Origin of the sequence: Vibrio tapetis subsp. quintayensis, from assembly GCF_030409945.1 — a bacterium.
Classification (GTDB): domain Bacteria; phylum Pseudomonadota; class Gammaproteobacteria; order Enterobacterales; family Vibrionaceae; genus Vibrio; species Vibrio quintayensis.
This window is the reverse complement of record NZ_JAUFQV010000014.1, coordinates 68,672-91,542: the sequence shown is the minus strand read 5'-3', so window position 1 is coordinate 91,542 and position 22,871 is coordinate 68,672. Positions and strand designations below refer to the sequence as shown.

At 43.6% G+C, this 22,871-nt stretch carries 20 protein-coding genes, 2 pseudogenes and 1 riboswitch; of the genes and pseudogenes, 13 read left to right on the top strand and 9 right to left on the bottom strand.

Annotated elements, in window-relative coordinates:
- Positions 1-35: 35 nt before the first annotated feature.
- Both ribB and malI read right to left on the bottom strand, forming a co-directional pair.
- Complete coding sequence (ribB, locus tag QWZ04_RS07135) at positions 36-698, bottom strand: 3,4-dihydroxy-2-butanone-4-phosphate synthase (protein WP_290326431.1); 663 nt, start codon at positions 696-698, stop codon at positions 36-38.
- Positions 699-801: 103 nt separating this feature from the next.
- Positions 802-972, bottom strand: a riboswitch (FMN riboswitch).
- A 110-nt stretch (positions 973-1,082) separates the two neighbouring features.
- Positions 1,083-2,105, bottom strand: a complete 1,023-nt coding sequence (malI, locus tag QWZ04_RS07130) for a Mal regulon transcriptional regulator MalI (RefSeq protein ID WP_290326429.1) — start codon at positions 2,103-2,105, stop codon at positions 1,083-1,085.
- 333 nt (positions 2,106-2,438) lie between these two features.
- Here malI and malX point away from each other — a divergent pair, with 333 nt between their 5' ends.
- Positions 2,439-4,007 carry a maltose/glucose-specific PTS transporter subunit IIBC gene (malX, locus tag QWZ04_RS07125; RefSeq protein ID WP_290326427.1) on the top strand — a complete coding sequence of 523 codons (1,569 nt, stop codon included), beginning with the start codon at positions 2,439-2,441 and terminating at the stop codon, positions 4,005-4,007.
- Positions 4,008-4,082: 75 nt separating this feature from the next.
- The gene (locus tag QWZ04_RS07120) at positions 4,083-5,261 is read left to right on the top strand and encodes a MalY/PatB family protein (protein ID WP_290326425.1); all 1,179 of its coding nucleotides are present in this window, start codon (positions 4,083-4,085) and stop codon (positions 5,259-5,261) included.
- 55 nt (positions 5,262-5,316) lie between these two features.
- Here QWZ04_RS07120 and QWZ04_RS07115 read toward each other — a convergent pair whose 3' ends face one another.
- Positions 5,317-6,324 (bottom strand): DMT family transporter, encoded by a 1,008-nt coding sequence (locus QWZ04_RS07115; RefSeq protein WP_290326423.1) that lies wholly within the window; start codon positions 6,322-6,324, stop codon positions 5,317-5,319.
- A 113-nt stretch (positions 6,325-6,437) separates the two neighbouring features.
- Between QWZ04_RS07115 and QWZ04_RS07110 the strand changes: the two genes are divergently transcribed.
- Both QWZ04_RS07110 and QWZ04_RS07105 read left to right on the top strand, forming a co-directional pair.
- Positions 6,438-7,331, top strand: coding sequence for a LysR substrate-binding domain-containing protein (locus QWZ04_RS07110; RefSeq protein WP_290326420.1), 894 nt, complete (start codon positions 6,438-6,440; stop codon positions 7,329-7,331).
- Between the two features lie 138 nt (positions 7,332-7,469).
- Positions 7,470-7,880, top strand: coding sequence for a ribosome recycling factor family protein (locus QWZ04_RS07105; protein WP_290326418.1), 411 nt, complete (start codon positions 7,470-7,472; stop codon positions 7,878-7,880).
- On the opposite strand, the gene QWZ04_RS07100 is transcribed toward QWZ04_RS07105, so the two are convergent.
- Positions 7,877-8,125, bottom strand: coding sequence for a hypothetical protein (locus QWZ04_RS07100; protein ID WP_290326416.1), 249 nt, complete (start codon positions 8,123-8,125; stop codon positions 7,877-7,879). The two genes, QWZ04_RS07105 and QWZ04_RS07100, sit on opposite strands and share 4 nt — an antisense overlap.
- 172 nt (positions 8,126-8,297) lie before the next feature.
- Here QWZ04_RS07100 and QWZ04_RS07095 point away from each other — a divergent pair, with 172 nt between their 5' ends.
- Together QWZ04_RS07095 and QWZ04_RS07090 are read left to right on the top strand one after the other, a co-directional pair.
- The gene (locus tag QWZ04_RS07095) at positions 8,298-9,644 is read left to right on the top strand and encodes a magnesium transporter (protein ID WP_290326414.1); all 1,347 of its coding nucleotides are present in this window, start codon (positions 8,298-8,300) and stop codon (positions 9,642-9,644) included.
- Positions 9,645-9,691: 47 nt separating this feature from the next.
- Positions 9,692-10,489, top strand: a complete 798-nt coding sequence (locus QWZ04_RS07090) for a RecX family transcriptional regulator (protein WP_290326412.1) — start codon at positions 9,692-9,694, stop codon at positions 10,487-10,489.
- A 304-nt stretch (positions 10,490-10,793) separates the two neighbouring features.
- Here the strand turns inward: QWZ04_RS07090 and QWZ04_RS07085 are convergent.
- The 3 genes and pseudogenes from QWZ04_RS07085 to QWZ04_RS07075 form a co-directional block, all read right to left on the bottom strand.
- Positions 10,794-11,063: pseudogene (locus QWZ04_RS07085) on the bottom strand (HipA N-terminal domain-containing protein); the annotation flags it as partial.
- Entirely contained in the window at positions 11,063-11,311 is a 249-nt protein-coding gene (gene hipB / locus QWZ04_RS07080; protein WP_017034177.1) for a type II toxin-antitoxin system antitoxin HipB, read from the bottom strand. The pseudogene QWZ04_RS07085 and the gene hipB, both read right to left, overlap by 1 nt.
- Before the next feature lie 172 nt (positions 11,312-11,483).
- Positions 11,484-11,615: pseudogene (locus tag QWZ04_RS07075) on the bottom strand (transposase); the annotation flags it as partial.
- Between the two features lie 340 nt (positions 11,616-11,955).
- On the opposite strand from QWZ04_RS07075, the gene QWZ04_RS07070 reads away from it, so the two are divergent.
- A complete protein-coding gene (locus QWZ04_RS07070; protein WP_290326410.1) occupies positions 11,956-12,525 on the top strand; it encodes a DarT ssDNA thymidine ADP-ribosyltransferase family protein in 570 nt (189 codons plus the stop codon).
- A 67-nt stretch (positions 12,526-12,592) separates the two neighbouring features.
- On the opposite strand, the gene darG is transcribed toward QWZ04_RS07070, so the two are convergent.
- Together darG and darT are read right to left on the bottom strand one after the other, a co-directional pair.
- Positions 12,593-13,657, bottom strand: a complete 1,065-nt coding sequence (gene darG / locus QWZ04_RS07065; protein WP_290326407.1) for a type II toxin-antitoxin system antitoxin DNA ADP-ribosyl glycohydrolase DarG — start codon at positions 13,655-13,657, stop codon at positions 12,593-12,595.
- 14 nt (positions 13,658-13,671) lie between these two features.
- Positions 13,672-14,277 carry a type II toxin-antitoxin system toxin DNA ADP-ribosyl transferase DarT gene (gene darT / locus QWZ04_RS07060; RefSeq protein ID WP_290326405.1) on the bottom strand — a complete coding sequence of 202 codons (606 nt, stop codon included), beginning with the start codon at positions 14,275-14,277 and terminating at the stop codon, positions 13,672-13,674.
- 244 nt (positions 14,278-14,521) lie between these two features.
- On the opposite strand from darT, the gene QWZ04_RS07055 reads away from it, so the two are divergent.
- From QWZ04_RS07055 to QWZ04_RS07030, 6 genes are read left to right on the top strand one after another with little or no spacing between them, the layout of a single operon-like run.
- Positions 14,522-16,255 carry a type I restriction-modification system subunit M gene (locus QWZ04_RS07055; protein WP_290326402.1) on the top strand — a complete coding sequence of 578 codons (1,734 nt, stop codon included), beginning with the start codon at positions 14,522-14,524 and terminating at the stop codon, positions 16,253-16,255.
- Positions 16,248-17,522 carry a restriction endonuclease subunit S gene (locus QWZ04_RS07050; protein ID WP_290326400.1) on the top strand — a complete coding sequence of 425 codons (1,275 nt, stop codon included), beginning with the start codon at positions 16,248-16,250 and terminating at the stop codon, positions 17,520-17,522. Before QWZ04_RS07055 ends, QWZ04_RS07050 begins: the two co-directional genes overlap by 8 nt.
- Complete coding sequence (locus tag QWZ04_RS07045) at positions 17,522-18,277, top strand: hypothetical protein (protein ID WP_290326399.1); 756 nt, start codon at positions 17,522-17,524, stop codon at positions 18,275-18,277. Before QWZ04_RS07050 ends, QWZ04_RS07045 begins: the two co-directional genes overlap by 1 nt.
- On the top strand, positions 18,274-18,921 hold the full coding sequence (locus tag QWZ04_RS07040; RefSeq protein WP_290326397.1) for a PM0109 family protein: 648 nt from the start codon (positions 18,274-18,276) through the stop codon (positions 18,919-18,921). The genes QWZ04_RS07045 and QWZ04_RS07040 overlap by 4 nt, the downstream gene beginning before the upstream one ends.
- Positions 18,911-22,126, top strand: coding sequence for a type I restriction endonuclease subunit R (locus tag QWZ04_RS07035; protein ID WP_290326394.1), 3,216 nt, complete (start codon positions 18,911-18,913; stop codon positions 22,124-22,126). The genes QWZ04_RS07040 and QWZ04_RS07035 overlap by 11 nt, the downstream gene beginning before the upstream one ends.
- On the top strand, positions 22,123-22,854 hold the full coding sequence (locus tag QWZ04_RS07030) for a M48 family metallopeptidase (RefSeq protein WP_290326392.1): 732 nt from the start codon (positions 22,123-22,125) through the stop codon (positions 22,852-22,854). Before QWZ04_RS07035 ends, QWZ04_RS07030 begins: the two co-directional genes overlap by 4 nt.
- The last annotated feature ends 17 nt before the right edge of the window (positions 22,855-22,871 follow it).

Here is a 22,871-nt window from a genome sequence, read left to right as displayed (position 1 = left end):
GCTAAGTGCTTTTATAGCTAATCTATATTGCGTGATTAAGCGCTTTTTTCCGCCGTTTCTAAGCGGTATTTCACCATGTCTTCAATGGTTAAAATTGGCATGTCATGCATTTTACTAAAGGCAACCAGTTCTGGTGTTTTTGCCATAGTGCCGTCAACATTGGTGACTTCACAAAGCACACCAGCGGGAGCCAAACCTGCCATTTGCATCAAATCAACCGTACCTTCAGTATGACCACGGCGAGTAAGAACCCCACCCTTGCGAGCGCGCAATGGGAATACGTGACCAGGGCGAGCTAGGTCTGTTGGCTTTGCTTGAGGGTTGATGGCCGTTTTGATTGTTGTTACACGGTCAGCAGCAGAGACGCCCGTTGTAACACCGACTTTTGCTTCGATGGTTACGGTAAACGCCGTTTGGTTTGCACTGTTGTTATCGACAACCATTGGTGGCAAATCAAGTTGGTTCGCTTGCTCATCAGTTAAGCATAAGCAAACAATGCCGCTGCATTCGCGGATCATCAGTGCCATTTGAGCATTGGTAAGCAGTTCTGCTGAGTAAATGATATCGCCTTCGTTTTCACGATCTTCATCATCTAGCAATACCACGCCTTTACCTGCCTTAAGTGCAGTAATGGCTTTTTCAACACGCTCTAGTGGTGTGCCGAATTCTTCTAATAACGATGATTGTTTCTGATTCATGGTAGACCTCTATAAATAAATACCAGAATCAGGGCATACATGAAGGGGGATGCGCATAAAAATAGGCATCCAAAACAAGCACACTGAAGATCTTCAGTGTGTTTATCATCCTCTCCCATCCGGACTCTAACCGTCGGCTCTGGAATTTAACCAGATCTGCTGACCTCGGCGTACCGAGCGCTCGCGGGCTTATCAATGAAACGAATAAATGTAGCAATGGTTCGTTTAGTGACTTACCGCCGGTGGGGAATTTCGCCCCGCCCTGAGAATAATTAATGTGTCGCTTAATAATGTAAGCACGCCGATCTTACCGTCTCAAGCCAATGCTGGCAAGGTAAGCAAACGATTTACTGACATTATTGTGATTGTTTGATAGTTCCGCTGTTAAGCGGATTCTCTTCGAATCAAAGTGGGTGGAATAATGATCTTTTGAATACCGGTTTGCTGATGCTTCAATTGACTAACAAGGCGTTGCCCCGCTTGTTTGCCGATTTCATAGGCAGGCGAAGAAGTGAATGTTAAAGGTGGCGTACATAACTGCGCTTCAGGAACATCATCAAATCCAATGATAGAGATCTGCTTGTCGATGTATTGATCTTTACCGACTCGACGGTTGGCTCTATTCGCCGCATAAACAGCGCCGATGGCCGTTTTTGAGCGATGGCACAATAACGCGGTTATCTGAGGGTGATGGTGCAGCAAGTTTTCTACTACATCTGCGGCATCTTGCTGGCTCGGGTCGCACTCGACTACCCATTCATTTTTGAACATAAGTCCGTATTGCATTAGCGTTGTGCAGTATCCGCCGATCCGTTCTGCGCGAGTTAGTGAGTCCCCAGTACCGCCCACATAAGCAATGTGCCGATGGCCTTGCTCTATGAGATGCTGTGTTGCCATTTTTGCGGCAAGGCTGTTGTCTGGACAAACATTATCTATTGAGTCATTTACAGTAGCGCGAGACAAACAAATGGCAGGAATACTCGCATTATTTGCCAGTTCGATGACTTGCGATGTGCCGCCTCTAAAAGGGTTAAACGCGATGCCCGCAACACCTTGCTGGATCATGGAACGTACGCATTTAGTGAGTTTTTCAGAGTCATCCCCGTATTGTGCAAGAAACAACATATAGCCATGTTTTTCTAATACATGGCTAATACCAGAGGTAATCTCGGCGTAAAAAGGGTCGGTAATGTCACGTAAGATTAAGCCAATTAAGTTGGAGTTTTGCGTTCTAAGGTTGGCAGCGGCTTCATTGCGAACGTAACCAAGTTCATCGACCGCTTGGCTGACTTTCTTGATGGTTGCTTCAGAGATGCGCCCTTTATTGCCCAATACTAAAGATACGGTAGACACCGATACTCCGGCATGTTTTGCAACATCATTGATTTTTACAGCTTTCTTTTTCATGCGGGCTATACGGCTTATGCTTTTAACGACTCGTGGCTACTATATCGAAAATAAAGTACGGCATGGAGTAAAACGTTTTATCAAGGCCGAAAAATAGATCATCAATCACAGAGTCAGCCTAATCTTAGATATATCAGCGATTACTTGTTCAAATTTGTGACTTACGAACTATTAGTAAACTGCTAAAACGTTTTACTCTTTGGGTAGATAGAACTTAGAGCGCCAAATCTCGCGAACACATGGATGAGGAGATGGCGTTTTTTAACAAAATTTTGATAAAACGTTTTACCTAGTCAATAACTGAAACTATGTACCGCTTAGAGGGCGTTAACCATGTCTAGAACTACGAATAAAACCACGCTGTGGGAGTTTTTCCAAAGTCTCGGAAAAACCTTCATGCTTCCTGTTGCTCTGCTCGCATTCTCGGGCATTTTGCTTGGTGTTGGTAGCTCATTTTCGAGTGCCGCTGTAAAAGAAACCATCCCACTATTAGACAATATGCCGATGCAATTGTTGTTTATGTGGATGACAAAAATCGGTCTTGTGGCCTTTATTTATTTACCTGTTATGTTTGCGATTGCGATTCCTCTTGGCTTAGCTCGAGAAGAAAAAGGCGTTGCAGCATTTGCTGGCTTTGTCGGTTACGCGGCGTTGAACTTATCGATCAACTTTTATCTTTCCGTCGCGGGAGTGCTAGGTAATGCAGAACAAGAAGCGGCTTATGGTGTAAAATCCATTATTGGTATCGACTCGATTGATACTGGTATTTTGGGTGCGGTGATCGTTGGTATTATTGTGGCGAAACTGCATTTGCGTTTTTACACTTATAAAATGCCAGACGCGTTAGCTTTCTTTGGTGGCGCACGTTTTGTTCCTATTATTACGACTGTCGTACTAGGTGTTGTTGGCCTTGCGGTACCACTTGTATGGCCATTCTTCGCAGCGGGTATTAATGCGATTGGTACTGCGATTTCTCATGCAGGCCCGTTTGGTCCGTTTATGTTTGGTGCGGGTGAGCGTTTACTACTGCCTGTTGGTTTACATCACATCTTAGTTGCCTTGATCCGCTTTACTGAAGCGGGTGGCACACTGGACGTGTGTGGTGATACGGTAAGTGGTGCGCTAAACATCTTCTATGCTGAAGTTGCCTGTACCAGTGTTGATGGCTTCTCTCCATCTGCGACGGCTTTCTTGTCTCAGGGTAAAATGCCGACCTTCCTAGGTGGTTTACCGGGTGCTGCGCTTGCTATGTATCACTGTGCTCGCCCTGAAAATCGTGGCAAAATTAAAGCACTGCTTATTTCTGGCGTTGTGGCGTGTACCGTTGGCGGTATTACTGAACCACTAGAATTCTTGTTCCTATTCATCGCTCCAGCCCTTTACTTAATTCACGCTGTGCTTACTGGCCTTGGCTTTATGGTCATGGGCTTGCTAGACGTGACTGTTGGTAATACCGATGGCAACATCATCGACTTCTTCATCTTCGGTGTACTGCAAGGGACTGCGACTAAGTGGTACCTAATTCCGCTTGTTGCGGCTATTTGGTTTGCGGTTTACTACAGCGTGTTCCGCTTCGCTATTTTACACTTCAACCTGAAAACACCGGGTCGTGAAGTAGAAAATGCGGAAGAAGCGATTTCAAACGCTGGAGAAAAAGTCACTGGTTACAAAGGCGATATCATTTTGGAAGCACTAGGTGGCCCAGCGAATATTGTGTCACTGGATAACTGCATCACACGCTTGCGTTTGTCCGTTGAAGATATGTCTTTGGTTGACGATGCTCGCCTGAAAGCGAATGGTGCTCTTGGTGTTGTTAAGCTTGATGACCATAACCTTCAAGTCGTGATTGGCCCTCAAGTGCATATGGTGAAAAATGAGATGCAAAGTCTCATGCCTGCATAACGAACCACAGCGATAATGTTGGGGGGCTTTGCTCCCCATTTTCCGTATTTGAATCTCGTTTTATTGGAGTTTGCCATGTTTGACTTTTCTCGTACTGTTGATCGCCACGGTACTTATTGCACTCAGTGGGACTATGTTCAAGATCGTTTTGGTCAAGCCGATCTTCTACCATTTACTATTTCAGACATGGATTTTGAGACGGCGCCGATCATTCAAAATGCGCTTAAGGCTCGTTTAGAACATGGTGTATTAGGCTACAGCCGTTGGAATCATGACGACTTTAAACAGGCGATCTTGGGTTGGTTTGAATCTCGTTATGACGCAACTCTGGATGATGAAAGTATTGTTTACGGCCCGTCGGTTATTTACATCATTGCCAAGTTAATTGTGCAATGGACGAGTGTTGGTGACGGAGTGTTGGTTCATACGCCCGCGTATGATGCCTTTGCTAATATGCTGGAAGCGAATGAGCGCACTTTACTGACAAGCCCGTTGCTAAAGACAGACACCAGTTATGAGATTGACTGGTGCCAATTTGAGTCTCAATTGGCTAAGCCCGAATGTAAAATTTTGCTGCTCTGTTCTCCGCAAAATCCGACCGGACGAGTATGGAGTGAGCGCGAACTTAGTAAAATGGCCGAGTTATGCTTAGCGCATAACGTGAAAGTTATTTCTGATGATATTCATATGGATATGGCATTTGAACGTTACATACCTTGGCCTTCAGTCGCGCTCGATAACCAGTGGGCACTGGTCAGTTCTGGCTCTAAATCATTTAATATTCCAGCGCTGACTGGCGCTTATGCCTTACTCCCTGATGAGGAGATTCGTAATGCTTACCTCAAACAACTTAAAGCCGCTGATGGCTTGTCTTCACCGGCAATTTTAAGTGTTATTGGGCACATTACGGCCTATCAAGATGGCGAAGTTTGGTTAGAGGAGCTAAAGCAATATCTAAAGGCTAACCTTGCTTTTGTTGCTAGCGAGATAAATAACGCCTTTCCCTCGATTAACTATCAAGTGCCGCAAGGTACCTACCTAGCGTGGATCGACCTTTCAAGTTTGAATGTGAATATGGACGACTTGCAAAAGCGTCTCATTGAAAACCACAAAGTGGCGATAATGCGCGGAGATACCTATGGCAGAGAAGGCGAGGGATACTTACGCCTGAATGTAGGTTGCCCAAGGAGCAAAGTAGAAGCGGGGGTATCAGCCTTGATCTCGGCTATCTCGTACCTTATGAGCGAAGAGTAACTCGAATCACTGTTGTCCAACTCATTAAGCTCGGACAACAGTGCTATTTTGTTTATTAAGCGGCTTTTCTTAGGCGATCTTCTTTGCCTTTATTGACCCATAATCGCTGAGCTTTTGGCCCTAAACTGTGCAACAGGGTAGCACTTACGATCAGTATCATGCCCATAATGGTATGGGGTTGCCATTCGAAGTTGAAAAACATCACCTGCCATAACGTTGCGAATACGAGGTTAGTGAAGATTAAGGGCGCCAAAATGGAACCTGTGCTGACTAATCGATAAGCCTTCGCCCTAAATACTTGTGTATTAATGGTGGTGACCGACATTAATAGTACGGCAATGACCGCCCATACCCAATCATTATCCAACACCACATTTTGTAACAGCAACGTCGACAGGCTTAAATCGCCATTGTGTACGTTCAGGATATCGCTTCCTTGTAACCCAGTAAATAGCACAAAAGCGAAGACCGAGGCGAACACCATGCACCAGGTATTTAACGCCAATGAGGATAACTGGCTTTTCGTCGACCGATACATACACACTTGGCTTGCGGCATTAAACACCCCTGATGCGACCCCAATCAACAACTCTGGTCGCCAGTCTATATTTCCCTTTATGCCAGATTGAATGGCGACCCCAACAAAAGCCATCAGCAATGCGATGATCGTGAGGTGATTAAGGGGGGTACCAAAGATAATTTTTTCTAACAAAGGGATAAATAATGGGCCTGTACTAAAAAGCACCACAGATTCCATTAAGGAAAGGTGAGTAAGTGCATACAAAAAGCAGACCTGTGTGAGGGTAATAAATAACGCCCTCAAAACGAGCGCGGGTAAGGTGGTTCTATCCGGACTCTGCCATTCCGTGATGGCGAGCAGCCAGACCATAAATAGCGCGGGTATGAGAAAGCGCAGCAAAATAAGTAGGTCGTAGTGGATGATGTCCGTCAGGTTTTTGGTTAACAACCCTGTGAGTGACAAATTAAACGTAGAGATAAGCATGAAAGTAATGGCCTTCATTTGGTGATTGCTTTGCTCTGGGTGGGATGCAGATAACGACATAAATATAGCTCCTCATTGATGACTGGATCTTAGTCCTCTTGAAGAACATAAAAAAGCGAGTAATATTGACATGATGTGTAAGAAAAACTTACCTATTTAGTTTTGAGGCGGTCATGAAAAAACTGGTTCCTTTAAAGTCCATTTATGCCTTTGTCGCTGTTGCTGAGCTAGGCAGCATGACGGAGGCGGCCAACACGTTGAGCGTCAGTCACTCTGCAATAAGCCAAGCGATAAAAGCGTTAGAAAATCAACTCAATCGGCCGTTATTTCGTCGAGTAGGAAGGCGTGTTGAACTTAACATTGATGGGCGTCGATACTATAAGAAAGTCGCCCCTGCGTTGGAACAAATCGTGTTGGCCAGTGAAGAGCTAGCAAGCAGCAATGACGACAGCCCATTAACACTGAACATGATCAACTCGCTAGCGCTGCATTGGTGGATACCAAGAGTGGAGGAGTTTCAACGATCAGCACCTAATATTGATATTCGGATTTCAAATATTCCTATGGTATTTGACTTAGAAAGGGAAGGGGTGGATGTGGCACTGATCCATGGCCACCCGCGTGAATGGCAAGACTATCATTTGGAAAAGCTCGGTGACGATAACTTGGTTCTTGTTTGCAGTCCTAAGCTTCTAGAGGTAGACGATGAGCGGTCTGTTGCAGAGATGCTCCAACGTCATGCTGCGATCTATGTGACGAACCCAAGAAGACAAGACGATTGGCAACATTGGTGTGAAGCCTATCAAGTCCCTATACCGAACAGGCAGAAAAACTTAAGCTTTAACGCCACGATTCAGTCCGTCCAAGCGGCCATGAGTGGATTAGGCGTGTTGGTGACCCATCAGCAGTTTATTAAGAGTGATATTGAATCTGGCTTGTTGGTGCAAATAGGTAAAGAAGTCTTGCATCCAGAGAAGAGTTTTTATTTTGCTTGCCCAATCGAAAAACTAAAACAAGAAAAGGTGCTGACGTTACGCTCTTGGCTTCACCGAGCCTTTAGTCAGTGAAGGCCAATGCGCGTGGGAAAGTACTATTGCAATGCTAATCCTTAACCGATGAATTAGGACCAATCATTGCCACTTAGCTCAAACATTGAATCCTGATGATTATATTTAGATGACAAACTTTTGAGAGGAGAACGGTGGATGCCAGGCAATAACAAGAGTGAAATACACGTCATTGCATTACCCTCGCTGATTCATCGTATGGGAGGAGACACGGTTAAACAGGCCAAGCAATTAGCTTTGAGTCACCACTGCGTATTAAAAAGAGTGAGGCGCTCTCGAAACTGGCAATTGTTAGGAGAAAGCCAGCATATTATGCCATTACTTATTGCTTTGCGTGCTGGGTATCCAGAAGCGATGGGCTACCTTATTGATAAGGTTTCAATTTATCAACAGACTAAGGTCAAGCCGACATTCAGTATGCATGAGCAGTTATTGCACCTGCTAAGCGAAAATCCAAACATCACCCTGTCTGAAATGATGGACGTTACTCACTGCTCGATAGCCCAAGCACGCCGTGCTCGATTTGAAGCGGAAGAGATGGACGATTAAATTTGTTGAGCTTTAAGTGTTAGATCTTGCTGCGAATAATCTTCAGCTTGCTTCCCATCACAGATCAAATCAATGACTTTATAGCTCGCTAAGTCGCCAAACTCTGTAACCAGATAGTCTCGAAACGCGAGTTCATTTGGCCATTTACCACGAACAATATAGCCTTCCTCTTTATCAAAATCTTCGGTTTCAAAAAAAGAGAAATCGGTCATGCCGATGTTGTGACAGTACAAAACGAGATACATGCAATACCTTGGGAGTGAACAATATGAAAGTATATTTAAAGCGATCGCTCTACTTGAATCAAGTGTATTTCTTTCATGTGGTTACTCCTCTATTTGTTTGTTAGCTGCTACCATGGTTGTTCGCGCCTTCTTAATTAGAAGTGGTGTTTTTTCTGTGGGTAGAGAGTTTTAAGTGAGCGAATTTCAAGAGTTATCTCACCAAATTGAATTGGTTTCTAATGCCGATGAACCACTGCAAAGTGTCGTTCTTAATGATCTGATTGAAAAAGGGCTCGAGTCAGGCTCTGTTGCTCTTATTTTAGAAGCCTTTCCAATTGAAGATCGCGCCAGGCTTTGGCGTTTGCTTCCACTAGAGTTGCACATCGACGTACTGACTGAAATGCGTGCAGATGTGCGATTATCGGTGATTGAGTCCCTATCTGACGTTGAATTGAAACTAACATTAGCCAAGTTAGATAACTTATCCTTGATTGAATGGGCCGATTCTTTACCTGAAGAGATCACCGCCGATGCGATACGCTTAATAGAGAAAAGCGAATTAGAACTGTATGACCAAGCGAACGAGTTCGATGAAGAAGAGCTTGGACGCTGGGCCGAAAGAAAAGTCATTACCCTACCTTTCAATATCACCGTAGACAAAGCCAAAGTCTTGATGGAACGCTACAGCTACGATACACCACAGCAAGTCTACTTGATCAATCGGCATAAGCAGCTGAAAGGTGTGGTGAATTATTACGAAATTCTCAGAGCTGACAGCGGGATAAAGCTGAATAGCTTAGCGATAGACCACGTCACTACGCTCAGTAGTAAACTGAGCTTGCAAGAGGGTATTGAAGGAATGGGGCAATGTTCCTTATCGGCCTTACCTGTAGTCGATGACGATCAGACACTCATCGGTGAAATCGACTGGAAATTTGCACTCAATACGCAACGTGAAATATACGAGACTCGTTTAATGGCCGGTACAGGTATGGATGAGGGAGACGACTTGTTTGCTCCTGTACTGAAAAGCTCACGCAAACGAGGTGTGTGGCTTGGTATTAACTTGTTCACCGCTATTTTGGCATCGGTCACCATCGGGTTATTTGAAGATGTGATCACTCAGGTGGTGGCGCTTGCCGTACTGATGCCTATCGTAGCCTCTATGGGAGGCATCGCAGGCAGTCAAACCCTGACCTTGATGGTTCGGGCGATGGCATTAAACCAAATTGCCCCAGGTAACAGGTTGGCGTTATTAAAAAACGAACTGGGTATTGGTTCTATTAATGGCCTGCTTTGGGCTGTGATCATCGGGGCTCTTGCCGGGCTCTGGTTTCAATCTGCAGTCCTTGGTGCCACTATTGCATTAGCTATTATTGTGAACATTATCGCTGCTGCATTATTTGGAGTAATTATCCCTATTGTGCTGGATAAATTAAAACTCGATCCAGCTCTAGCAGGGTCAGTAATACTAACGACTGTCACCGATGTGGTCGGCTTTTTTGCCTTCCTTGGTACTGCAAGTTTAGTCATGTTGTAATGTGCGACCCAAAGCCCCTTTATTTTTGAATTTGACTCGAGGTGAGAATGATCAATCAACGCCCTATTAAACAAGCAAAAACAATCGATAACGTTTATGGCAGTGCGTTTTATCACTTAGAAGCCAAAGACAGAACCATCGATGAGCTAAGAAAAAAGCTGGTGGCGAAAACGGATAAGCAAGAGTGGATAGATACCGTTCTTAATGATCTGATTGAGCGAGGTTATTTAAAGTCAGATAAAAAATTTGCGATTAATTTTGTCGAAATGGCGTTTAACGCGCAAAAGGGCAGGCAGTTTATTTTGACTCAACTTAAGTTAAAAGGTGTGGATGAGTCCACCATTCAAGAAGCGATTCAACATATCGTTGACCGTGATGAAGTGTGTGAAATAACCATGATTAATGAGCGCCTTTCAAGTATGAGGCTAGAGTCGTTTTCAAGTGACAAGCTACAAGCCACCCTAATTAAGTATGGCTTTAAATCGTCGGATGTACGTGAAGCCATAAAAGCACACCCAGTCGCTTCAACGCTGTCATCAAAAATGCAAATCAAAGCTGATAAAGCCGATTTAGTCAAAGAGATAGAAAAACTGGCCCGTAAGCTCAAAGGCAAGTCAGTGATAAAGCGAGAGCTACAGCAAAAGCTGATTGATATGACTAAATTTGATGAAGAAATGGATAAACTGGAGCTCGATGGCAGCATCGATTTTTACGCAAACTGCCAACTAAGGCTTGAGAAAAAACGCTTTGATTTAAAGAGCTCGAAAGACAAAAGCAAAGCCTACGCGTACCTGTATTCTCACGGGTTTAGCTCTGATGAGATTAAAGAGACCTTATCTCAATAACTGAGTCCTAGTACCTGAGTGTCATTTAAATTCAGAGCAACAAACAAAAAGGGCCAACTCTTGCGAGTTGGCCCTTTCCAAACGTTTGGTGGGTTGGCGGGAGTTGAATCGCTGTGCCAAATCGTGAGTCACAAGGCTTGAGAGTTAATGTTCTAATTTAATGTTACTTCAGATGTTACATTAAAATCCTACTTAAAAAGGAACTGACCCCCCGCTTTGATATGTACTATGGATATAAATGCCCGTGCAAATATAGCTAAATGTACTATTGGTTAGTAGGGTTTCCCTATAACTCATTGTATTAGAGAAAATCGAATGGCTGCTTAGATGAAGCTTTATAACGGTTTACGATCCTGTCTCTCACCTTTGGGCTATCAGGTAAAAGGTTGTCGAAGTAGTTGATGACTGAGTCTGAAGTTATAGGTGGCAGTTGTAATTTTAGAGACAATGATAGTGGTCGGGACTTGTCACTGGTTACCCAGGTCTTATCATACTGAAAAGTATGAGCACCATTCTTCTGTTTATTGAGAGCCCCTACGAGTTCTCCGTTCATGTATGCGTTTAGTTTTTGCATTACCAGTTCTCATCATCTTGGCTATCTTGTGAACTTACTTGTGCTTTTTCCTGGATGCTCAGTGTCAACTCCATTGCCTGAATAAGTTTAAAGAAAGTCGAAAGTGTTGTCTTATCAGGACTATTTTCGAAGTTTGAGATGGTTGCTTGCTTTATGCCTACCCTTTTGGCCAACTCTGATTGAGTCCAGCCGTTCTTTTGCCTTATTAGGAGCATCATGTCAGCGAGTTGCTTTGGACTATATATCATTTCTTCCAACCCTCTATTAGAGTTAAGGTGCGACTTCATATATCTCATTATCCCCAAATGAGGATATAGAAAAGTATATCCCTTAGTGGGGATATTGGATGGCATGGTGAGGCATAATTTCACGGTAACTTGTCGCGAGCATGTGATTAAGTAGCCCCCCACATCAATGCAGTCGGTGTAACCATTCCCGACGATGTACGCAGCTCTTGTTGGTGGTATCTTCACCACATAAATAGCTTTGTCTTACGCACCTTGAAACGCAATGATAGAAGTGCGTTGGATCGACAGAGATGAGTTTTTTAATAAGATAGTATTTACGTGAGGTAGGGAAAGTTTTGTGTCCACTGGGTGAGAAACGAAAAGCAGGAAACAAACAAAAAGGGCCAACTCTTGCGAGTTGGCCCTTTCCAAACGTTTGGGATGGCGGCATCTGAATCAAACTCTTAAGTTGTTGTTTTGTAATGTCTGTTTTCGGTTTTGTTTTTTATCTTAGTACTTATCTTGGTACTAAAGTGGGTAGCTAGTAATGTTTTCTAAAGTTTTGATTATGAGAACTAACGCAACTTTGCCGAGGTGCATATTGTTTAATTGTGGTTGGTGGTACGGCATACTTAATTAATTGCACATAAATATAAGAGTATGTTATGGCTGATATTAGAACGCAAAAACTGTTGTATCACATCACAAGCTTCGATAATTTAGCATCGATTTTAGCAAATGGATTACTTCCTAGGGCTGACATTAAAGGCTTTGAAGATGTAGCTGATCATGAAATTTTAGATGGGCGTAAGGCGTATAAACTAGAGCATTATGTTCCTTTCCATTTTTTTGCCCGTAATCCATTTGATGGGGGAGTTCAACGAGACAACCCTCAAACAGATTTTGTATTAATCGCGGTTAGAAGAGCGGTGGCGCAGGCTAGAAGTTGGAAGATTATTCCTAGGCATCCTCTAGCTGCGCAAGGTGTAGAAGTTCTTGATTATGATGAAGGGTTTAATCGAATTGATTGGGATGCCATGAATCGCCGTGATTATCATGATGAAGAATCTAAAAGTGTATGTATGGCGGAATGTATCTCGCCGAAAGCAGTAGCTGTAGACGATTTCTTTATGATTTTTGTACCTAGTGAGCAAGTTAAGCAAAATGTTCAAATGCTACTTAGTGATGAAGGTGTCGCTCTTGATGTAAAAGTCAATGAAGGGATGTTTCTGTAGTGGATTACTCTTAGTTAAAAGGCTTCTTAATTGAAGCCTTTTTTAATTCTTCATTTTTACTTGTTCGTTATGACGCCGCTACTCGGTTTAGCCAGTGTTGATCTTGTAAGCGGGTTAGGGCTGCTTTGATATGAGCAGGCTTCATTTGTGCTTTACGTTCGCTCCACTCATGTACTTTTTTAACGACTTCTTCTAGTACGACGTTATCTTGCTGGCACTCTCTTGTTACTACCCAGTGGACTGTTGAGAGAAGCTCCATACCGTAAGGCGATTCGAACCCGTCAACCAGTTTAGTGACTTCATCAAAGTTGTGCTTTGTTTCTGGATGAGATGCTAGGAATGATTGAGCGCCGATAATGGCTCCATCTTTGAGCTCAATAGTAATATCAGGTTTGTTTACACCGTCAGCGTAGCCAGAAATAAAGTGCCCTTCCATTTTATCTAACACGTGGCGTAGCACATCTGCATACGGACCATAATGGTGCTTTTGAAAGTGGACTTTATTTAATTTTTCACCTGCTGCCGTTAAAAAATAAACCAACTTTTGAACCTCTAGCAGGGACAGTTTGTAGTGCAAGCCTGTAGTGAGGTACTCATTGATTAAGCCTATAACAGCAGCTCGACCGATTGTCATTCTAGGCTTCGTCGTACGGTTTACCATCTTCTCGGCTTGTGGTGCATTTTGAGGTGGATAAATGCGCCACTCCACTTCCGGCATGTCAGATAGTGATTCTTGAATTTCACGCTCGACGTCTGTCCAAGGCAAGCCACCTAGACCACTACCAAGAGCCGGTATAGCGACCGAGGTTAACTCTAACCTTTTAACTTCTTTTTTTAGAGCAGCTAGGCCGTCTTTGATGTATTCAATCTTAGACTTTCCTTTCCAGTGCGCTTTTGTTGGAAAGTTGATGATGTAGAAAGGAGCACTGATTGATTGAGTAGAAACTGACAACATCTCACCTGTTATAAGCTCTTTGTTATCACAAGCCGACTTATAGATTTTAAAGTTGTCTGGAAAAGCTTTTTTAAATTGCAAAGCTAGACCCTTACCCATAACCCCGACAGTATTTACGGTGTTAATAATGGCATCCGATTGGTCGTGCAGGATATTTCCTTTAACGTATGAAATCATTGTGAACTACTCAACTAATAATACCATTCTGGCTTAACCAGAACGTCAGGTTGGTGCTGTGCATTAGCGATAATTTGCTTTACTTTATCTGCTAATTCTGGCGTTTTTACTCCGATCTGTCGAATACAATTCCAAGATACTGCCTTGTGAGCTAGAAATTCAGCTTGTTTTTCTTCTTTAAACTGTTGCCAGTACTTGGCATGAATTTTTTTAAAGTCGAGTTCATCTAATCGTGAAAAATCATCGATTTGTTCAGCAAAAGCCAAGTCTGCATGTATGTCAGTGAAAAAGCAGCTTGGGTTGCGAGTAGTGATTGTTTGAGTATCGCTGATGAGGTGAATTATTTTATCTTGCCCATCATGGAAGTCATCGTGCCCTTGATGGATGACATAAAGCATCACCGAGCGTGGGCAGAAGTTAAATGGAACATATTCGCCAATCGTACCACCAGCAGCAACCTCAACACGATGTTGTAATCTACGCTCTTTTATATGGTTATAACCAATGTTTTTATTGTTTAATTTTAGATCGATACGTTTAGAGTCAGACCACAGGCAGCCTTCGGTTAATATCCCGTCGAGGTTGTTTATATGAGTGATATGAGAGACCTTCACAACCATCGATAATATCCTTGATACAGTGATGAAAACATTGGAGAAGAGATTTCTAATCAGTGTTTTAGGTCGTGATATTATCTTCTTGATAGCGAAAGTTCTACTTTCCTAGCTTTATGCACTCATTATTTGCGGTCTCTGATTGCCCCACCAGCCACTTCCCCGTAAAATTCGCGTCAATATCTGTTCGTACCAATACGACAACGTACACCTTCGTACGAGATCACCTCATATTCTGTAGGTAACATTAATGACCAACAAACTCTCCCTTCAGCAGCTTGAATCTTTCCTTTGGGAAACCGCTGACATTCTTCGTGGCAACATGGATGCTTCTGAATTTAAAGACTACATCTTTGGCATGATGTTCCTAAAGCGCATGTCGGATGCGTTTGAAGAAGAGCAAGAGAAAGTCATTGCCTACTACCTAGGGAAAGGGAAAACACAAGTTCAAGCTGAAGAACTGGCAAATGATGAAGATGAGTACGACGACACTTTCTATATGCCTGAAAGTTCCCGTTGGTCTGCGCTTAAAGATTTAAAGCACAACATTGGTGAAAGCCTTAACAAAGCCACCGAAGCGATTGAAGAACACAACTCAGCGCTTGAAGGCGTGTTGGTGACAATCGACTTCAACATTAAGAACAAACTGACCGATGCTAAGTTGCGTGACTTGCTTTCTCACTTTAGCCAGCACCGTCTACGTAACGAAGATTTTGAGCGCCCAGATATGTTGGGAACCGCTTACGAATACCTAATCAAAATGTTTGCCGACAGCGCGGGTAAAAAAGGCGGTGAGTTCTATACTCCTAGCGAAGTGGTACAACTGCTGGTGGCACTGTTAAAGCCTCATGCGGGCATGCGTATTTACGATCCAACCACAGGTTCGGGCGGTATGCTGGTTCAAACTCGTAACCACCTTGCTAAAAATGGTGAGAACGCATCAAACCTATCGCTATTTGGGCAAGAGATGAACCTAAATACGTGGGCGATTTGTAAGATGAACATGTTCTTACATGGCGTGCAAAGTGCCGATATTCGCAAGGGCGATACTCTACGCGAGCCTAAGCATACCGAAGGCGGCGAGCTAATGAGCTTTGACCGCGTAATCGCTAATCCGCCGTTCTCGCTGAAAAAGTGGGGTAAAGACGAGTGTGATAGTGATGGCTTTGGTCGTTTCCCTTATGGTACGCCGCCAAAAGATGCGGGTGATTTAGCTTTTGTTCAACATATGATCGCCAGCACCAATAATGAAGGTATGGTGGGTGTGGTTATGCCTCATGGTGTGCTATTCCGTGGTTCAAGTGAGAAGGCTATTCGCCAAGGCATTTTGGAAGACGATTTATTAGAAGCAGTGATTGGTCTGCCATCGGGTTTGTTCTATGGTACGGGCATTCCTGCATGCCTACTTATCATTAACAAGAACAAATCCGCAGCTCGTAAGGGCAAAGTCCTGTTCATCAACTCAGAGCTTGAGTTTGAAGAGGGTAAAAACCAGAACAAACTGCGTGAGCAAGACATCATCAAGATTGTCGAAACGTTCGAAAACCATTCGTTTGAAAGTAAGTGTGATATCAAACGTTACGCAAAAGTGGTGAACTTTTCAGAGATTGCCGAGAACGATTTTAACCTCAATATTCGCCGTTATGCAGATACCTCACCACCAGCTGAGATTTTTGATGTGCGAGCGATTCTTCATGGTGGTGTGCCAGTGCGTGAAGTACATAGCGAATACATAGAAGAGGAAATCCTAGCAGGGTTCGATATTTCCTTAGTGTTCGATAAAACCAACGACGATTACTATGCCTTTAAAGCAAGTATCGAAAGCAAAGAGCAGATCCGAGAAGTTGCTGCTGATGGGAGAGTTATCACTCAGTTTGAGCGCTGGTGGGATAAATACCAAGTGTCGCTGCATGAGATCGATGAACAAGTGACCGAAGCTGAACAGGTGATGCATGGGTACTTGAAGGAGTTGGGTTATGAGTAACTTGGTTCCTGAAGGATGGAAGGGGTCAAAGGTTGGGGACTCTTGCTTTGTCACTAAACTGGCAGGGTACGAATACACCAGCCATTTTGATTACTCTATTGGTGGTGAAATTATTGCAGTTAGAGTGTTAAACCTGAAGAAGGGGAAACTCGATCTATCGCAAGTGCAAACTATTCCAAGAGCTACCTCGGATGCTTTACCCAGATCGAAACTGGCAAAAAATGACTTGGTAATTAGCTATGTGGGTACTGTTGGTGAAGTCGCATTTATCGATGAGGATGATAGATATCATTTGGCACCTAATGTGGCAAAAATCACACCAGATGAAAATGAAATAGATGGTAAGTTTTTAGCCCATGTATTTACTTCTGATGATACTCAAAAGAGTATCAAGCTACTTGGTTCGGTTACTTCTCAGCCGTCTTTGAGTATGGAGAATCTAAGGAAAGTATTTGTTCCTCTCCCCCCACTCCCAGAACAAAAGAAAATCGCCGCTATCCTCACCTCTGTCGATGAAGTGATTGAAAAAACACAGGCGCAAATCGACAAGCTCAAAGACCTAAAAACAGGCATGATGCAAGAGCTGCTCACCCGTGGTGTCGGTGTGGATGGTAAGCCTCATACGGAGTTTAAAGACTCGCCAGTGGGTAGGATTCCGAAGGGGTGGGAGGTTCGATATATAGCTGATTGTTGTTCCAAGATGACCAATGGATATGTTGGTTCAACCAGAGATATTTATGTAGAGAAAGGGGTGGACTATATTCTTTGTCAAAATGTTAGACGTAATGTTTTTGTCGAGAAAACATACAAATATGTGAGACAGGAGTTTCACCAAAAGAATATTAGAGCATGCTTACAAGAAGGTGATGTCCTCACGGTTCAAACTGGAGCTGGGAATGGAGACACTTGTGTAGTACCTAAAAGCTATGAGGGTGCGAATTGCCACGCATTGATTATCTCTAGACCTAAGAAAGAGATATTGAACCCATACTTTCTAGCTGAGTATATGAACTCAGACCAAGGAAAACAAAGAGTAAGCGTTATTGCAACTGGCGGTGCTCACCCACATTTAAATACAACTGATTTGAGGAGAGAGGTTATACCTTTACCTCCAATTGAAGAACAAAATCAAATGGTTAACTCTATAAGGGCTGTGCAGAAGAAATATCTTCTTTTGGAAGCGAAAAAGAAGAAGTTTGAAGGAAGTAAAAAAGCCCTAATGCAAGATCTCCTGACGGGCAAGGTTCGTGTGAAGGTAGACAGCTAATGTTAAAAGCAATTCTTCACGGAAAAGCAGGGCGTATTGAGCACGGCGGGCAAGATTCAGTGCGTTGGGCAAGCGTGTTCAAAGCCCGTGAAGATTTGCTCACGTCTACTTTTTTTGAGCGCTTTGCTTACCTATCTGATGATGTTCAAACTCAAATCCTAGCGAGTTGTTTTTCTCTGTCGCCTGATGATTTTCAGGCGAAATTTGGTGCATTTCAATCTATCGACTATTGGCCGAGGTATGCTTTAACAGAAGGCGGTGAATCTCGCCAAGTTGAACCTGATTTGGTGATTCGCTTTGAACTGTGCAATTTAATTGTTGAAGTAAAACCACCAGCAGGCGGCGATCAGTATTACGACCAATGGCACAAAGAGATTGAGTCATTTTTGCAGGCTCAACAAGAGTGCGACAAGCCTTTATACTTTTTGGCAATTGGTCGAATAGAGCAAAAACAAGCGCTTGAGTGGGCGAGTAAGTTGCTAAACAAGAACAATCTACTTAAAGGTATTGCATCCATTAAGTGGGACGCTGTTACGGCGCATATTGTTGAGTTGCTAAATGATGAACAAGTAAACAAAGCATTAAGCATCTCTCGCCAAGAGAAGCGCATTCTCAATGATATTTTAGATGGACTCAGCTTATATGGTTTACAAACATCTCCGTTCACTTGGTCTCAATTGATACAGCCAGACGTATTCCCCAAGTTATCTCTACAACACTCTCTATTGCTACCAGTCAGCAAGGAATTGCGATGAATTCAAATGACACAGGCGACCTATTCGTACAGGTACGTACAGCACACCGTTTATTAGCTGCTTATTATCAGCGTTTATTACCCGCCATTGAAAAGCTAGCCAAAGAGTTCGATACCGATTTTTGGTTTTGGAAGCCTTGCCGATTCTCCAACAGTGCGAGAAATCCATTTTCAAATTGGCAATGGGATATGTTACCAGCGGCAATTCCTAGATATGAATTCAAAAACGTTGCTCACCTAGACAAGGTCACCAAAGGTGATTTCATCTTAGAGTTTATCGTGATGCATGATACTGGAATTCGTGATGAGAGCATGGGTAGTCAGCCGGATGCACTTAACATGGCGGTAAAGGTAGAAGATGCAAAGAGCTTATTGAAGTTGTGTATCTATCGTGCGCATTGTGACCAAAGCAAAAGCTTTGAGGCGGCATGGAATATGGCTGATTATCCAAAGCCGAGCCTAGATTATCATTGCAAGCTAGACCATGATTTTGTCACCACGGCATTTGAAGAACCTATTGCTTCTTTCTTAACCGAAGAAGGGATTGAGCGGTTAAAGCAAAAAATTAAGGATAGTCTAGAACGCACATTGGAGTTTGTTCCTGCGTTAGATAAAGGGCAAACGGGATGTAATCATGGCAAATAATGAATTCGATAAAGTAGAAGCGCCTGCGATTGCTCAATTGGTTAAGCTTGGTTGGCAATATGTGCAAGGCAAAACTCTTGCGCCTGACCATCCCAATCAAGAGCGTGCCTATCTACGTGACGTAATACTGGTGAAGCGCTTAGAAGCGGCGATTAAACGCATCAACCCTTGGATAAGCGACGAGAACCTACGCAAAGTATCAAGGGACGTGACTCACCCTAGCTTTGCTGCCTTAATGGAGTACAACCACGCCTTCTACCAAACCATGGTGAATTACCTATCGGTTGAGCAAGATTTAGGTAAAGGGCGCAAAGGGCAAACCGTTAAACTTATCGACTTCGATACGCCTTCCAATAACGAATTTCTAGTCGCCAACCAGTTCAAAGTGGAAGGGGTTAACCAGAAAATCATCCCCGATATTATCTGCTTTGTGAACGGCATTCCCCTTGCGGTAATTGAATGTAAATCGCCATACATTTCAGACCCAATGAGCCATGGTATTGATCAGCTTCGTCGTTATGCAGATTTACGTGAACAGCAAGACGGTGAAGGGGCAGAAAAGCTGTTTTGGTATAACCAACTGATGGTTTCTACCTGTCGTGACCAAGCCAAAGTCGGCACCATCAGTTCTAGCAGCCAGCACTATGGTGATTGGAAAGACGCTTACCCATTCAGTGATGAAGCGTTAGCGAACCAGTCGCTACAAGATAACGTAGTAACGTTTCGTTCTGCGGTAGAGGTTCAATACCCTGATGATGTATTAGATGATGACTCTGTTAGTGAAGCTAATATAGAAAGCCAAGTCGAACTTATGCAAGCAGCAGAACCCAAAGCCAGTTATGAGGTTTTGATTCATGTGACGGCTCAGCAACGTTTGCTAGCAGGTATGTTCAGCTTAGACAACTTCCTCGATATTCTGCAAAACTTCATCATCTATGAAACTGATGATGGGAAAATCATCAAGAAAGTAGCTCGCTATCAGCAATATCGAGCAGTTAATAAAGTCATCGAACGCTTGAAGGGAGGCAAAGATCGCAAAGCCCTCTCTCGTAAAGAAAGAAGCGGTGTGGTTTGGCATACCCAAGGCAGTGGTAAATCACTCACTATGGTTATGCTCGCGGTGAAGATGCGCCGTGACCCAGAATTACAGCAGTACAAATTGGTCTTTATTACCGATAGAACACAACTGGATGAACAGCTTTCCAATACCTTCCGTGATGCTCAAGGCGAAACGGTCTATAACGCTGGCTCAGTAGCAGAGTTAAAAGAGCTACTTAAAAAAGACAGCTCCGATCTTGTGACTGCGATGGTGCAAAAGTTCTCCGATCTTGAAAAAGAGCAAGAGAAACAATCGACAGTAGCGGAAGGCTTTGTAGACCTAAACCCGAGTGACAAAATAATCGTTCTTGCTGATGAAGCTCATCGCACTCAGTTTGGTGGGCTAGCCATGACCATCAATGCTGCGCTACCGAACGCGCCTAAAGTGGGCTTTACGGGTACACCTTTGCTTAAAACGCAAAAGATGGGTCAAGCGTTTGGTGGCTATATTGATGAATACAAAATCAATGAAGCAGTCGAAGATGGTGCAACCGTACGCTTGCTGTATGAAGGCAGAGAAGTGCAATCGGAAGTGGCGGGAGAGTCACTTGATAAGCTGTTTGAAGAGTATTTTGGTGAATACACCGAAGACGAACAACGAGAAATAAAGAAAAAGTACGGAGTGGAGCGCGCAGTACGTGAAGCGCCTGCTCGCATTCGCTGGGTATGTTTAGATCTGCTTAAACACTATAAAGAACACATTCGCCCCGATGGTTTTAAAGCGATGATAGTAGTGGGTAGCCGTCATGCTGCCGCTATTTTTAAAAAGACGCTTGATGAGCTGGGTGCGCCTCCTTCTGAGGTGATTATCTCAGGTGATCACAACGACAAAACGTATATCGCTAAGCACACCGACAAAGCGCATCAAAAGAAGGCGATTGAGAATTTCAAAAAGCCGTTCGGCATTGATAAAGCGGGAACTGAAGAGAAGAACAAAAAGTTTGATAACACGGCGTTTCTTATTGTGAAAGATATGCTGTTAACGGGCTTCGATGCCCCAATCGCTCAAGTCATGTATATTGATCGTAAGTTACAAGACCACACACTGATGCAAGCCATTGCCCGTGTGAACCGTACCTACAAGGGTAAGAATTGTGGCTATGTGGTGGATTATCACGGGTTAGCTACTCACCTTACTGAAGCGTTAGACTTGTTCAGCAGCGAAGATGTAGAAGGCACATACCAAAGCCTGAAAGATGAGATCCCTAAGCTAAAAGCGAAACACACGAGAGCAATGTCTTTCTTCAATAATGTTAAGAGTGACGATATTGATGATTACGTGTTAGCGCTAAAAGATGAAACGACTCGTGCGCAGTTCGACCTTGCTTTTAAGTTGTTCGCCAAACAACTCAACGTGATTTTGCCTGACGCCAGTGCCGCACCCTTCATTCCTGATATGAAGTTACTGGGCAAAGTTCACAACGCATCAAAAACGCTGTATCGAGACGCGGGTTTAGATATGCGTGAAATTGGTGAAAAGGTTCGCCAGTTGGTGGATGAGCACATTCTTAGTACAGGAGTAGACCCGAAAATACCCCCTGTAGATTTACTCGCGGCGAACTTCAAAGAGATGATAAAACCAACCAAGTCGGATGAATCGAAAGCGTCTGAGATTGAGAGTGCAATCAAGCATCACATTACCATTAATCTCGATGAAGACCCTGAATATTACCGTTCGTTGAGTTTACGCCTGCGTGATGTCATTGAAAAAACAGCAGGTCAATGGTCACTTCAGTTAGAGCTACTACTAGAAATGACTGACGATATTGGCAATGCCCACCAGCAAGCAGCACAAGATGTGGGTTTGTCGGAAACGGAATTTGCTTTCTACAATATTCTTATCTCAGAAGTTACGCATGTCAGTGATGGCGATGTGATTGATGAGTCGCTTCATGAGTCAATAAAACAGACAACTCAAACCTTAGTCGCGATGCTAGACGAAGCAACAGAGATTATTGATTTCTTCGCTAAGCAAGATGAAGTGAAGCGGATGAAGAAAGAGATTAAGCGTGCTGTACTCGATCAGCCATTCGGTGATAAAGCGTTAGTGAATGCGCTACAAGAACGTTTTATGGATCTCGCTAAGCATAAGTTTGGTAATAAGTGAGTAAGCAAAAAGCAATGAACAAGCGTGAACCTGAGCTGATTCATACTGAAGGCTACAGTGTGCTGGTGGAGCGTACCTCTCGCAGAAAAACAGCCTCAATTAAAGTTGATGAAGGGGAAGTGATCATCGTTGTCCCTAAGCTGCTGGAGCGTGACAAAATAGATAAGCTCTTAGCGAGTAAACATCAGTGGATAGTCGAAAAGATAGCGCAATACCAAACCACCAGCCCTGCGACAGTGCGAGAGTATGTGTCAGGTGAGTCATTGCCATACTTAGGGCGGAATTATCGCTTAAAAGTGCTTAAAGGCGACTTAGCGCCTACAAAACTGCTTAATGGACGTATTACGGTCACCGTTCCCGATCCATCCACACAAACGCACTATATTCGCCGAGCTTTAACGAATTGGTATAAGCGCCATGCTGATAAGAAGATTCGTGAGAAGGTAAGGCGTTATGAATCGCTGGTGGGCGTTGAAACTGGCGTTGTTAGAACTAAAGAGTTTAAGAGTAGATGGGGCAGTTGTACCCCTTACGGTGATTTAGAATTTAACTGGGTGATTGTCATGGCTCCCAACAGGGTTGTTGATTACGTAGTGGTGCATGAGCTTTGTCATCTAATCCACCATGACCATTCGCCACAGTTCTGGAAAGAAGTTGAACGAGTTATGCCCGACTATAAAGAGCATAAAGAGTGGCTTAGAGGAAATGCACAAAATCTAATCATATAGTGCGTACGTTCACTAAT

Bases quoted from the DNA above. Each gene is read 5' to 3' on its own strand.
- QWZ04_RS07090 (WP_290326412.1), top strand. From the start codon at position 9,692: ATGATCAATCAACGCCCTATTAAACAAGCAAAAACAATCGATAACGTT.
- hipB (WP_017034177.1), bottom strand. From the start codon at position 11,311: ATGATATATAGTCCAAAGCAACTCGCTGACATGATGCTCCTAATAAGG.
- malI (WP_290326429.1), bottom strand. From the start codon at position 2,105: ATGAAAAAGAAAGCTGTAAAAATCAATGATGTTGCAAAACATGCCGGA.
- QWZ04_RS07100 (WP_290326416.1), bottom strand. From the start codon at position 8,125: ATGTATCTCGTTTTGTACTGTCACAACATCGGCATGACCGATTTCTCT.
- darT (WP_290326405.1), bottom strand. From the start codon at position 14,277: ATGGTTGTGAAGGTCTCTCATATCACTCATATAAACAACCTCGACGGG.
- QWZ04_RS07110 (WP_290326420.1), top strand. From the start codon at position 6,438: ATGAAAAAACTGGTTCCTTTAAAGTCCATTTATGCCTTTGTCGCTGTT.
- QWZ04_RS07105 (WP_290326418.1), top strand. From the start codon at position 7,470: ATGCCAGGCAATAACAAGAGTGAAATACACGTCATTGCATTACCCTCG.
- darG (WP_290326407.1), bottom strand. From the start codon at position 13,657: ATGATTTCATACGTTAAAGGAAATATCCTGCACGACCAATCGGATGCC.
- QWZ04_RS07035 (WP_290326394.1), top strand. From the start codon at position 18,911: ATGGCAAATAATGAATTCGATAAAGTAGAAGCGCCTGCGATTGCTCAA.
- malX (WP_290326427.1), top strand. From the start codon at position 2,439: ATGTCTAGAACTACGAATAAAACCACGCTGTGGGAGTTTTTCCAAAGT.
- QWZ04_RS07055 (WP_290326402.1), top strand. From the start codon at position 14,522: ATGACCAACAAACTCTCCCTTCAGCAGCTTGAATCTTTCCTTTGGGAA.
- QWZ04_RS07070 (WP_290326410.1), top strand. From the start codon at position 11,956: ATGGCTGATATTAGAACGCAAAAACTGTTGTATCACATCACAAGCTTC.
- QWZ04_RS07115 (WP_290326423.1), bottom strand. From the start codon at position 6,324: ATGTCGTTATCTGCATCCCACCCAGAGCAAAGCAATCACCAAATGAAG.
- QWZ04_RS07040 (WP_290326397.1), top strand. From the start codon at position 18,274: ATGAATTCAAATGACACAGGCGACCTATTCGTACAGGTACGTACAGCA.
- QWZ04_RS07050 (WP_290326400.1), top strand. From the start codon at position 16,248: ATGAGTAACTTGGTTCCTGAAGGATGGAAGGGGTCAAAGGTTGGGGAC.
- ribB (WP_290326431.1), bottom strand. From the start codon at position 698: ATGAATCAGAAACAATCATCGTTATTAGAAGAATTCGGCACACCACTA.
- QWZ04_RS07120 (WP_290326425.1), top strand. From the start codon at position 4,083: ATGTTTGACTTTTCTCGTACTGTTGATCGCCACGGTACTTATTGCACT.
- QWZ04_RS07045 (WP_290326399.1), top strand. From the start codon at position 17,522: ATGTTAAAAGCAATTCTTCACGGAAAAGCAGGGCGTATTGAGCACGGC.